Below are 12,014 nucleotides of genomic sequence, written 5' to 3'. Positions count from 1 at the left end.
CCCCGGCTGACCGACGCGATCCCGGCCGGGCGGGCGGCGCGGCCGGACTGGGCGGGGACGTGGGCGCCAGCCGGGCCTGGGCGAGATGGTCGGCGAGCCGGACCCGGATGTCCTCGGCCACCGCCGCCAGCGCCCGCCGCGACCGCGGGTTGGCCGGGATCTCCACCTGGAACGGATGCCCGAAGACCATCCGGGCGTGGACGGAGCGCCGCGGCCAGTGCGCCCCCTTCGGCAGGACCTGCCCGGTGTCGACGCAGGCGACCGGCACTATCGGGCAGCGGCCGTGGACGGCCAGGTAGGCGATGCCGTGCTGGACGGTCTCCACCTCGCCGCTGCCCCTGGTCCCCTCCGGGAACACCCCGATCGCGCCGCCGCGGGAGAGCTCGTCGAGCGCGGTGTGCAGCGCGGACCGGTCGGGCCGGCCCCGGTCGACGGGGATCTGCCCGGACAGCAGCAGCAGCCGGCCGAGGATCCCGGTGTACAGCTCGGACTTCACCAGGCAGCGGACCGTGCGCGGCGCCTCGATCACGACCAGGGGCCCGTCGAGCAGGCTGCTGTGATTGCCCGCGAAGATCAGCGGGCCGGCGGACGGGACCCGGTCGAGCCCCTCGGCCGTCAGGCGCATGACGACCCTGTTCAGGATCAGACGGAACAGCGGTTTGAGCACCGTGTGCAGAATGTCGTTGTACGGCCGGGACGCCGCCGCCCGCCGGGACACCGCCGTGGACGGCCGCCCGCCGCCCGGCCCTCCGCCGCCGCGCGGGACGCCGGCCACGGAACCGACACCTCGCGCGGCACCGGCCGCGGGGGCATCGCCCCGCGGAACGTCAACCTGCGCGGCACCGACCGCGGGAGCATCGCCCCGCGGAACGTCAACCTGCGCGTCATCAGTCTCGGGAACATCGCCGCTCGAAGCACCACCCGGTGCGACACCGCCCTGCGCACCGGCGGGGGCATCGCCCTTCGGAGCGTCACCCCGCACACCGCCGGTCGTAGAAGCGTCATCCCGCGAAGCGTCGTCCCGTGGGCCGCCGGTTGCGGGAGAGCTGGTCGCGGGAACGCCGGCCGCACTGGCTCGCGGCGCGCCGTCCCGGGGGTCTTCGATCGTCGTCATGACGCTCGGGCCGACGCCTGCTCACAGTGCCGTAGGACCTCGTCCACGACGTCCTGGACGGACAGCGCGGTCGAATCGAGCACGATCGCGTCGTCGGGGACGGCCAGCGGGTCCGCGGCGCGGGTGCTGTCCAGGGCGTCCCGGCGGCCGAGTTCGGCGAGGGTGCGGGCCACGTCGTCGACGCCGCGCTCGCCCAGCTGGTGCGACCGGCGCAGCGCCCGGACCTCGGTCGAGGCGGTCAGGAACACCTTGACGGGGGCGTTCGGGGCGACGACCGAGCCGATGTCGCGGCCCTCCACCACGATGCCCACCGGCGACGCCTCGGCGATGATCTGCTGCTGGCGGGCGACCAGGCGCCGGCGGACGGCGGGCACCGCGGCCACCGCGCTCACCGCGTTGGTCACCGCCCTGGTCCTGATCAGGTCGTCCACGGGCTCGCCGTTGACGGCGATCGTCGGATTGTCGGGGCTGGTACCGATCGTGAGCACCGCCCGCTCCGCGAGCTCGGCGACCGCGTCGTGGTCCTCGATGTCGATGCGGCTCTCCAGGGCGAGCTGGGTCACCGCCCGGTACATCGCGCCCGTGTCGAGATACCGCAGGCCGAGCCGGCGGGCGATCTCCCGGGCGACCGTGCTCTTGCCCGACCCGCCGGGCCCGTCCACCGCGATGACGAGCCCGTCGCGGACCAGCCGCTGCGGCGACGTCACGCCCGTCACACCTGTCGTGGCCGTCGCGGGCCCGTCGGGCCGCCAGGGCTCAGCGGAGCCGGCGCGGCGGCCCTCAGCATCTTCGGACACCTCCTGGGCGCCGGTCACCGACGCAACCACCGGCTCACGCCAACCGCGGTCGTGTTCCACCGTTTCCTCCGTCCGGACGCGACATCTGCACCACAACCACAAACCCGTCTACACCAGAAACCTGTCGGCAACCGACGCGGTGAAACCGGCCCGGCCCGGATGCTCACCCGAGCCGGCGCCGATGCGGTCAACCCGGCTCAGGCTACCCGGGGCCGTCCATCCGGGAAGGACGGCGTCGCGCCCGGGCAGGGCGGCCCTCCCGCCATCCCGCCGTGGCTGACAGCCGGCGGTCACGAGCGGCGGTAGGCGGTCCAGCCGGCCGTGGCCAGCCTGTCCAGCAGGGAGTCGACGATGTCCGGCGCGACGGCGAGCTCCACGATGCCGGCCGGGGCGTCGAGATTGTGCTCGAACGCGGCGATGTCCTCGACGTTGACCTGCCAGTCGCCGATCGCGGTGAACAGGGCACCGAGCTGGCCGGGCCGGTCGGCGAGCACCACCCCCACCCAGGCCCACGCCCACGGCCGGGACACCGCGCCGGCCTTGCGCGGCAGCAGCGCCCGGCCGGCGTTGCCACCGGCCATGAGCGCGCGGACGGCCAGCATGACCTCCTGCTCACTGCCCTGGTCGAGGACGTCGGCGAGCTGGGTGAGCCGCCCGGCCAGGCCGCGTGCCCGGGCCGCGACCGGGCCGCGGTTGCCCTCCAGGATCGACGACCACAGGCCGGGATCGCTGTCGGCCAGCCGGGTGACGTCCCGGAACCCCTGGCCGGCCAGCGCCAGCTCGCCGGCGGCGAGATCGGGGGTGGCCGCGGCGAGCAGGCTCGCGACCACCTGCGGCAGGTGGGACAGGGCGGCCATGGCCTGGTCGTGCCGGTCCGCCGTCGTGCGCACCGGTATGGCGCCGCAGGCATGGGCGACCGCGACGGTGGCCGCCAGCGCGGCCGGCGAGGTGTGCGGCAGTGGGCAGAGCACCCACGTCCGCTCGGCGAACAGGTCGGCGCGGGCCGAGGCCGCGCCGCCGCGCTCCCGCCCGGCGATCGGATGCGCCGGGCACCACGTCGACAGGTCGCAGCCCGTCTGCACGGCCTCGACGATCGGCCTGGCCTTCACGCTCGCGACATCGCTGGCGGTCCCGGCGATCCCGGCCCGCTGCAGCCGCCGCAGCTCCCCGGCGACCGCGTGCGGGGGGACGGCGACCACCGCGTGCTCGACCGTCTCCCCGTGCCAGGGCCGGCCGGCGCCCATGACCTCGGCGACCTTCACCTGCTCGGCGTCGATGTCGGCGAGCAGGACGTCGACGCCGCGCCCGGTCAGCGCCAGCCCGATGCTGGTACCGATCAGCCCGGACCCGACGATCCCCACCCGCCGCGGCGGCGGCCCATGGCCGGCGGGCCGGGATGCGCCGGACGTGACATTCACCGAGCCACCATATGTTCGTCAGCAGCCCATGGGTGTTTCCCGCGGGTTGGCCGCTGGTTGTCCCGCGTGTCCCGCCCGCGCCCCGCGGGCCTTCCTCCCGCGTCCCGCCGGCCTCGCTACAGGCTGACCTCGCGGTAGAGGGCGCCGACCTCGCCCCGGGAGAGGTGCCTGGTCCGGCCCGCCGGCAGCGAACCGAGGTGCACCGGGCCGATCCTGGTCCGCACCAGCCGGCGCACCGGGTGGTCGACGGCGTCCATCAGGCGGCGCACCACCCGGTTGCGCCCCTCGTGCAGGGTGATCTCAAGCATGACCCGGGAGCCGGCCGAGCCGACGGTCCGGACGGCGTCCGCGCGCACCGGGCCGTCGGCGAGCTCGACCCCCTCGCGCAGCCGCCGGGGGACGTCCCGGCCGACCGGCCCCGCGACCTCGACCAGATAGGTCTTGGCGACCTCGAAGGACGGGTGCGACAGCCGGTGGGCCAGCTCCCCGTTGTTGGTCACCAGCAGCAGGCCCTCGCTGTCGGCGTCCAGCCGCCCGACGTGGAACAGCCCCGGGCCGGCGTCGGCCACCAGGTCCGCGACGGTCGGCCGGCCGCGGTCGTCCGACATCGCCGAGAGCACCCCGACAGGCTTGTTCAGCGCCAGGTGCACCAGGCCCGAGCGGGTGACGACCCGTTCGCCGTCCACCTCGATGATCGCCGTCTGCGGGTCGACCCGCATGCCCTGCGCCTCGACCACCCGGCCGTCCACCCGGACCCGGCCCGCGGCGATCAGCTCCTCACTGTGCCGGCGGGAACCGACCCCGGCCGCGGCGAGCACCTTCTGCAGGCGGACGCCCTCGGCGTTCGCGTCACCGGCCGTCATGGGCCTCCGTCCCGTCCGCGAGCCTGTGGCGGCTCTTCGGTTCCTCGATCCGTCATGGGTCCTGCCCTCGATCCGCCATCGGGGCCCCGGCCCGCCCGCACGTTCCGTCCGCATCCGTTCACGGGCCCTCGATGTCGTTCACAGGCCCTCGATGTCGTCCACGTCGGCGATACCGGGCAGCAGCGGGGCCAGCGGCGGCAGCTCGTCGAGATGCCGCAGGCCCATCCGTTCCAGAAAGTAGTCGGTGGTCCGGTACAGGATGGCACCGGTCTCGGGGTCGGTCCCGGTCTCCTCGACCAGCCGGCGGGCGGTCAGGGTACGGATCACCCCGTCGGCGGACACCCCACGCACCGCCGAGATCCGCCCCCGGCTGACCGGCTGCTGGTAGGCCACGACCGCGAGGGTCTCCAGCGCCGCCTGGGACAGTTTCGGGCTCTGCCCGGCGAGGACGAACCGCTCGACCCAGGGGGCGCACGCCTCGCTGGTGTAGAAACGCCAGCCGCCGCCGACGTCGCGCAGGCTGAAGCCACGGCCGTCGGCGATGTAGCCCAGGGCCAGCTCGACGAGGACGCGCTCGACCTCGGTAGCGGGAACGCCCAGGCTCACCGCGATCTCGGTGACCGGCACCGGGTTCTCCGCCACCATCAGGATCGCCTCGACGAGAGCCGGCAGCGGCGGCCGCGGCGCGTCGTCGTCCGCGCCCGGCCCGTCCGGCCCCCGTTCCTCGGGGCTCCGTCCGCCCGGGCCCGGTTCCTCCGAGCCCGGCCCGTCCGGGCTCCGCCCGTCCGGCTCGTGCTCGCCCGGGGTGCCGGCCGCCACGGTTTCGCCACCGGTGGCCGGATCCGCCTCCGCGGTCATTGTGCTTCCCTCGTCATCGCCGTCGTGATCCTCGTTTCCGGCGCCCGCCGGTCCCGGCTCGCTCGGTGTCGTCGACGTCCCCGGGATCGTCGGGGCTCCCGGCGGCGCCGGCCTCCCAGGGGACGCCGGTGGGGGCGCCGGCGGCGCGGTCCGGGCCGTTGCCCACACCGCCGTACACGTCACCGAGCGAGCCGCCGTCCGTACCGTCCGCCGTGCTCCGTGACGGCTGCGCAGAGGCCGTGGAGGCACTGTCGGCCTCCGCGGAGGCCGTGGAGACACTGTCGGCCAGCCAGCGCACTGTCAGCTCTCCCAGCGGAACCTCCTGGGTGAAGGCGATCCGGCCCTCCCGGAAGAGCTCGAGGAGGGCGAGGAAGCGCGCGACCACCTCGATCGTCTGCCGGCAGTCCGCGCACAGCGCCTGGAACGACGCGCTGCCGAGCTCACGCAGCTTCTCCAGCACGGCGAGCATGTGCTCACGGATGTTGATCCTCGGCAGGTGGACGTGGTCGGTGGCGACCTGCGGGGGCAGCGGAGGCTCCCGCAGCCGGGCCGCGAGCCGGGCGAGCTCGGCCGGCCCGATACCGATCTGCACCTCGGGGAGGGCCTGCGCGTAACGCGGCTCCAACGGCACGGCCCGGGGGACGTGCCGGCCCTCCAGCGCCATCAGGCCCACGAACAGCAGCGACGCCTCCTTGTACGCCTTGTACTGCAGCAGCCGGGCGAAGAGCAGGTCGCGGGCCTCCAGCAGGGCGAGGTCCGCCGCCTCGTCCTCGGAGATCGCCCCCGGCAGCAGACGGGCCGCCTTCAGGTCGAGCAGGGTCGCGGCGATCACCAGGAACTCGGTGGCCTGCCCGAGGTCGAAACCGGGGCCGAGCCGGCGGATGTGGGCCACGAACTCGTCGGTGACCTGGGAGAGCGCGACCTCGGTGACGTCCAGCTTGTGCTTGGCGATCAGGGACAGCAGCAGGTCGAACGGCCCGCTGAAGTTGGCGAGCTCGACCACGAAGGACCTGTTGGACCCACCGCGGCCGGTCGGCGCCACAGCCCCGGGCGCCGCCGTACCGCCTTCGGGCGCTGTGCCGGTTTCGGACGCCGCACCGCCGGCGGACGCGGGGCCGGTTTCGGGCATCACGGTGGCGTCGGGCGCCGGCGTGATCACGCTCGGCCGAGGAGATGTCCCGGTCCGTGCCATGACACGACGCTACCGCCGCGGCGGCACGGGCCGTCCCAGGGCACCGCACGCCCGTTCGAGCCCCGCCGGCCGCCCGCCGGGCGCGGACAGGCCCGCTCGTGCGGGCTGGCGGACGGCTGCCCACGGGCCGGCGGGACGGTCTGGGCCGGGCCGCTCAACCGACGTCGACGCCGACGATGCCGCCCAGGCCTCGCAGCAGCGGCAGGATGAGCTGGCCGACGACCGAGGGGAACGACACGAACAGCACCGGCAGCAGCAGGATCACCAGCAGGATGACGATGCCGACGTTGTTCTCGCGGAGCTGGTAGTGGGCCCGGTGCCAGCTCGGCGACTGCGGGCCGAGCAGGAACAGCACCCGCCCGCCGTCCGCCGGCGGGACGGGGACGAGACTCAGGATGAGCAACGACCCGAACGTGACCGCCATCCCCAGCAGCAGTTGGGCGAGGAAACTGTCCGCGTGGTCGACCTCCAGGAGGCGGTCGCCCTCGGCGAGCAGAAACGGTTCGGAGACGAACTTGAACCCGACGATCGCGACGAACGCGAGCAGCAGGTAGGCCAGCGGGCCGGCCAGCACCGCCACGGCCACGTGGAAGCGCCGTTTGCGCCACACGTCGTTCATGGGTATCGGCTCGGTCCAGCCGACCCCGGAGATGAGCATGGCGACCGCGCTGAACGGGCTGACCCGGTGTTTCAGCGACGCCGTCAGGCGGCCGGCGCGCAGCGGGCTGGGGTCCCGCAGCAGCCTCGCGGCGAGGACCTGCGCGCCGTCGTGAGCGTAGATCCCGATGAGGAGCGCGAGAGCGATCCCCAGTAGCGCCGCGGGTTCGGCCAGGTAGAACAGCACGCCTCTACAGGTTCCTTATCCCGTCCCGGTCCTCGTCCCGCGTCCCGGACGTCCGCATCCCGATCGTCACCCACCTGGTCCGCGGGAAGCCCGCGGGGAGCCCGCGGCCTGCCCGCCGGTCACCCAGCCAGCCCGTCCATCCGCCCGGCCGCCGGTCGTCCGGCTGGCGCGCGCACCCGGCCGCTCACCCGGTCGTGGACGGGGTGGCGTGCCGGGCCATCAGCTCGCGGGCCAGCCGCCGGTAGCCGTCCGCGCCCACGGACGTGGGCGCGTAGGTGGTGATCGGCTCGCCGGCCACGGTGGTCTCCGGGAAGCGTACCGTCCGGTTGATCACCGTGTGGAAGACCTCGTGCGGGAAGCGTTCCACCACCCTGGCCAGCACCTCCCGGGCGTGCAGGGTGCGCGCGTCGTACATGGTGGCCAGGATGCCGGCGAGCTCCAGGTGGGAGTTCAGCCGGTCGCGCACCTTGTCGATGGTGTCCAGCAGCAGGGCGACGCCGCGCAGGGCGAAGTACTCGCACTCCAGCGGCACGATGACGGCGTCGGCGGCGGTCAGCGCGTTCACGGTCAGCAGGCCCAGGGACGGCTGGCAGTCGATGAGGATCACGTCGTAGACCGAGCGCACCCGGGACAGGGCGCGGGCCAGGGTGTGCTCCCGCCCGACCTCCGTGACGAGCAGCATTTCCGCGGCCGACAGGTCGATGTTGCTCGGCAGCAGGTCCAGCCCGTCGACCTGGGTGGGGACCAGCACCTCACCGATCTCGGACTCGGTGCCGACCAGGAGATCGTGCACGGTGTGCTCGAGCACCATCGGGTTGATGCCGAGCCCGACCGAGAGCGCGCCCTGCGGGTCGAAGTCGACCAGCAGGGTGCGGTGGCCGTATTCGGCGAGCGCGGCACCGAGATTGATCGTGCTTGTCGTCTTGCCGACGCCGCCTTTCTGGTTACACATGGCGACCACCCAGGCCGGCCCGTGTGTCGCCAGCGGAGGCGGGACGGGAAAGACGGGCAGTGGGCGTCCGGTGGGCCCGATCTCGCCGGCGTCACCATCGGCGGCGGGGATGTCCGCGGCGTCGAGCTGGCTGTCATCGGGCAGCGCTGGTTCCCCGACGGTCATCCGCCCGTACGGGGGGCGTACCGGGGCCGCCATCGGCGAAGTATCGGCGGTCATGTCGAGGGACCTGCTCCCTTCTTGCGGATCGGTGCGCGGAGAGCAGAAGCGGACCGACAGGAGCGTACCGACAGTTGACCGGACGCATCCCGCCGGGTCGGTGGCCGCGGCCCGCCACCGCCGACGCCACCGCTGTTCCGGTCCGCTCCCGGCTGGGTTCCACCGATAGCGGCAGACAGCTCTCAATAACAGTTGGTAACTATAGCGGGACGTATTTCCACTGGCAGGAATTGCCGGCCCGCCGCGAACGGTGCCTGGCCGACGAAACCTGGCCGCGGCCGTCCGGGCGGGCCGGGCCGCAGCCCGTCTGGACGGCCGGGGACAGCGCGATCAGGCTTGGGGCGGGGCCGGGTGTCCGGGCCACCGGCGGTCGACGACGACAACGGGAGCATGACGATGGGCGCGACAACGGATGCGGTGACTGTGCGTGGCGTGGTGTCCCTGGAGAAGGGCGCCCCCGTCACCCTGACGGAAATAGTCGTCCCCGCCCCGGGGCCCGGGGAGGCACGGGTACGCGTCCAGGCGTGCGGCGTCTGTCACACCGATCTGCACTATCGCGAGGGCGCCATCACCAACGACTACCCCTTCCTCCTCGGCCACGAGGCCGCCGGGACCGTCGAGGCCGTCGGCGACGGGGTCACCTCGCTCGTGCCCGGCGACTACGTGGTGATCGCCTGGCGGGCGCCCTGCGGGAGCTGTCGGTCCTGTCTGCGCGGCCGGCCGTGGTACTGCTTCGACTCCCGCAACGCCACCCAGCCGATGCGGCTCGCGGCCGACGGCCGGAAGCTGTCACCGGCGCTGGGCATCGGGGCCTTCGCCGAGGCGACCCTGGTGGCGGCCGGCCAGTGCGTGAAGGTCGACCCGGCGGCCCGGCCGGAGGCCGCCGGGCTGATCGGCTGCGGGGTGATGGCCGGTTTCGGCGCGGCGGTCAACACCGGCGCGGTCACCCACGGTGAGACGGTCGCGGTGTTCGGCTGCGGTGGCGTGGGGGATGCGGCCATCGCCGGGGCTTCCCTCGCAGGCGCCCGGAAAATCATCGCGGTCGACGTCGACCAGCGCAAACTGGTCTGGGCCCGCCGGTTCGGCGCCACCCACACCGTCGACGCCCGTGACCTCGACCCGGTGGAGACGATCAGAACGCTTACCGACGGTAATGGCGCTGACCTGGTCATCGAGGCGGTCGGCCACCCCGAGACCTACCGGCAGGCGTTCTTCGCCCGGGACCTCGCCGGGCGGCTCGTCCTCGTCGGGGTCCCCGACCCGTCGATGACCCTCGAGCTGCCGATGACCGAGGTGTTCAGCCGCGGCGGCTCGCTGAAGTCGTCCTGGTACGGCGACTGCCTGCCCAGCCGCGACTTCCCGGTCCTGATCGATCTCTACCGGGCGGGCCGGCTCGACCTCGACGGGTTCGTGACCGAGACCGTGGGCCTCGGCGACGTCGAGGAGGCGTTCACCCGGATGCGGCAGGGCAGCGTGCTGCGCAGCGTCGTCCGGCTCTGACCGACATACCGCCAACCACGGCATACCGCGAACCGCGGCGTACCGGGAACCGCGGCGGCGCCTGTGGTCCGGCCGGATCCGCTGGCGACCGGTCCGGGCGGATCGGGCATGATCGGTCCGAATGGGCGGGGTTGACCGGCCTGACGCACGCGGACGACCGTGGACCACCACGGGAGCACCGGACGACGACGATGACGGGAACGGAGAACGCGTGGCCAGACACGACGGGGTGCGGGTCGATCGGATCATCACCCGTGGCGAGTTCCTGATCGACGGCCAGAGCTTCACCGTCGACAACAACATCTGGCTGGTCGGGGACGCCAGTGAGGTGCTGGTCATCGACGCCGCGCACGACCCGTCCGTGATCATGGCCGCGATCGAGGGCCGCCGGGTGTCGATGATCGTGGCGACGCACGGCCACAACGATCACATCAACGCGGCCGTGGAGCTCGCCGAGCGGGCGCAGGCCCCGATCGCCCTGTGCCAGGCCGATCTGATGCTCTGGGAGATGGTCTACCCGGGCCGCCCACCGGACCTCCAGCTCGCGGACGGCCAGCAGATCCCGATCGCGGGCGGCGGCTGGCTGCACATCCTGCACACCCCCGGGCACTCCCCGGGCGGCGTGTGCCTGTACGGGGTGATCAACGGGGAGCCGGTCCTCTTCAGCGGCGACACCCTCTTCCGCGGTGGGCCGGGTGCCACCGGACGGTCGTTCTCCGACTTCTCGACCCTGCTGAACTCGATCAGACGGCGGCTGCTGACACTGCCGCGCGAGACGGTGGTGCACACCGGCCACGGCGACGACACCACCATCGGCACCGAGGCGCTCGAATACGACCAGTGGATCGTGCGCGGCCACTGAGCGGACCGCCCAAGAGCCGCCCGAGCCGCCCGAGCCGCCCAGGTGGCTCGTCATCGCCCGCCGGTACGTTCCGGTAATTTCCATCATTTTTCGGTATTTTCCGTCATGCTCCGGCATGCTCTGAAAACCCGGGCCGGCCGGTCATGGACACAGACTTCTCTCACATGTTGTAATCAGCTCATGGATCAGGGAGCTGACCTGACGACACGGCTTTACGTAGACCTGGTGCGCGTGTCCAGCGCCAACTGTCGCTGACGCCCGGTGCCGGCCCAGGCACCGCCGTCAAGCATTTTCCGACCGTGTCCGCACGGCTTGTGGCACGGTCCACTGCTATTCATTCGCCGTTCTTTTCCGGTGCTGGCGGAATATGTGTCGTGAAGGCCGCCGGCGCTCCCGTACAAATACCCGGGCCGGACGCTTACGTTTTGCTGGCCGGCCATCCCACCCGTGACCCGGACGACATTTTTCGATGCCCGGGCAGCACATCCGGCAGTTGTGCGTCCAGCAGCCGGGAAGATTATTCCCGGTCGTTTTTCCATGCGCTCCGCGCGTCAGCTGCTCCGTGCGTTCCGTGTACCCGCCGTGGAGCGCCGTCCGCCGTCGGCGCCCGTTGCCCGCCCGGCCATTCGGGCGGCACTTCAGGCGAACCGCCAGAACCACAGGCCGTCAGAACCACAGGCCATCAGGAACACACGTCAGGAACACACGTCAGGAACAGGTGAAGGGACAAGCTGTGAGCACTGTCACCCATCTCGACGCGCAGCCGGCCGGCGACCTGGCCGTCCGGCCGCTGCAGCCGACCATCGGCGCGGAGATCAGCGGGGTGGACCTGCGGTATCCGCTGCCCGACGAGGTCCGCGACCAGATCCGGGCGACAATCCTGAAATACAAGGTCGTCTTCTTTCGTGACCAGGAGCTGACCCGCGAGGAGCACGAGACGTTCGCCCGGCGGTTCGGGCCGCTCTATCCGCACCCGAGCGGGCCGAAGGCGCCCCTCAACGACCACGCCGGAAAGGCGACCTCGATCCACCGGATCGCCGCGGCGGACTTCAAGGACTACGAGCGGGCCCGCGCCACCGCGGACGCCGACGAGAACTGGGACGCCTACCACACCGACACGAGCTGGCGGCTGGTGCCGACCTGGGGGGCGGTGCTGCGCGCGGTCACCCTGCCTGATATCGGCGGTGACACCATCTGGGTCGACGCCGGGCTCGCCTACAACGCGCTGCCCGACGACGTGAAAGAACGTCTCGCCGGCCGCCACGTCACCCACGACTTCCGAGACGCGCTGAACGCCGTGGGCTACGACTACCCGATCGTGTCCCACCCCGTGGTCCAGGTACACCGCGAAACCGGCGAAAAGATTCTGTGGGTCAACTTCACCCAGCATCCCTC

11 protein-coding genes are annotated in these 12,014 nt (G+C 72.6%); 3 read left to right on the top strand and 8 right to left on the bottom strand.

The genetic code is table 11. The features are described from left to right. From NBX02_RS08570 to NBX02_RS08535, 8 genes are all read right to left on the bottom strand, one after another. On the bottom strand, positions 1-775 hold a 775-nt coding region (locus NBX02_RS08570), incomplete at its 3' end, for a lysophospholipid acyltransferase family protein (RefSeq protein ID WP_250290819.1). A 335-nt stretch (positions 776-1,110) separates the two neighbouring features. Next, positions 1,111-1,830, bottom strand: coding sequence for a (d)CMP kinase (cmk, locus tag NBX02_RS08565; RefSeq protein ID WP_445548326.1), 720 nt, complete (start codon positions 1,828-1,830; stop codon positions 1,111-1,113). 371 nt (positions 1,831-2,201) lie between these two features. After that, on the bottom strand, positions 2,202-3,329 hold the full coding sequence (locus NBX02_RS08560) for a prephenate dehydrogenase (protein WP_250281868.1): 1,128 nt from the start codon (positions 3,327-3,329) through the stop codon (positions 2,202-2,204). A 116-nt stretch (positions 3,330-3,445) separates the two neighbouring features. Further along, positions 3,446-4,192, bottom strand: a complete 747-nt coding sequence (locus NBX02_RS08555) for a pseudouridine synthase (RefSeq protein ID WP_250281870.1) — start codon at positions 4,190-4,192, stop codon at positions 3,446-3,448. Positions 4,193-4,330: 138 nt separating this feature from the next. Next, entirely contained in the window at positions 4,331-5,050 is a 720-nt protein-coding gene (scpB, locus tag NBX02_RS08550) for an SMC-Scp complex subunit ScpB (protein WP_250281873.1), read from the bottom strand. A 13-nt stretch (positions 5,051-5,063) separates the two neighbouring features. Beyond that, complete coding sequence (locus NBX02_RS08545; protein WP_250281912.1) at positions 5,064-6,179, bottom strand: segregation and condensation protein A; 1,116 nt, start codon at positions 6,177-6,179, stop codon at positions 5,064-5,066. 217 nt (positions 6,180-6,396) lie between these two features. Next, positions 6,397-7,086 carry a Zn-dependent membrane protease gene (locus NBX02_RS08540; protein ID WP_250281875.1) on the bottom strand — a complete coding sequence of 230 codons (690 nt, stop codon included), beginning with the start codon at positions 7,084-7,086 and terminating at the stop codon, positions 6,397-6,399. A gap of 184 nt (positions 7,087-7,270) precedes the next feature. Further along, complete coding sequence (locus NBX02_RS08535) at positions 7,271-8,257, bottom strand: ParA family protein (protein ID WP_250281876.1); 987 nt, start codon at positions 8,255-8,257, stop codon at positions 7,271-7,273. A 396-nt stretch (positions 8,258-8,653) separates the two neighbouring features. On the opposite strand from NBX02_RS08535, the gene NBX02_RS08530 reads away from it, so the two are divergent. The 3 genes from NBX02_RS08530 to NBX02_RS08520 all read left to right on the top strand — a co-directional run. Next, positions 8,654-9,757, top strand: a complete 1,104-nt coding sequence (locus tag NBX02_RS08530; RefSeq protein ID WP_250281914.1) for an S-(hydroxymethyl)mycothiol dehydrogenase — start codon at positions 8,654-8,656, stop codon at positions 9,755-9,757. 211 nt (positions 9,758-9,968) lie between these two features. Then, positions 9,969-10,619 carry an MBL fold metallo-hydrolase gene (locus NBX02_RS08525; protein WP_250281879.1) on the top strand — a complete coding sequence of 217 codons (651 nt, stop codon included), beginning with the start codon at positions 9,969-9,971 and terminating at the stop codon, positions 10,617-10,619. 733 nt (positions 10,620-11,352) lie between these two features. Continuing rightward, a partial coding sequence (locus NBX02_RS08520) for a TauD/TfdA family dioxygenase (RefSeq protein WP_250290815.1) occupies positions 11,353-12,014 on the top strand: 662 nt, incomplete at its 3' end.

The sequence above is a fragment of the Protofrankia sp. CiP1_Cm_nod1 genome (assembly GCF_920888515.1).
In the GTDB taxonomy this organism is placed as follows: domain Bacteria; phylum Actinomycetota; class Actinomycetes; order Frankiales; family Frankiaceae; genus Protofrankia.
Note: the sequence above shows the minus strand (reverse complement) of the source record. Positions and strands in the feature narration are given on the sequence as shown.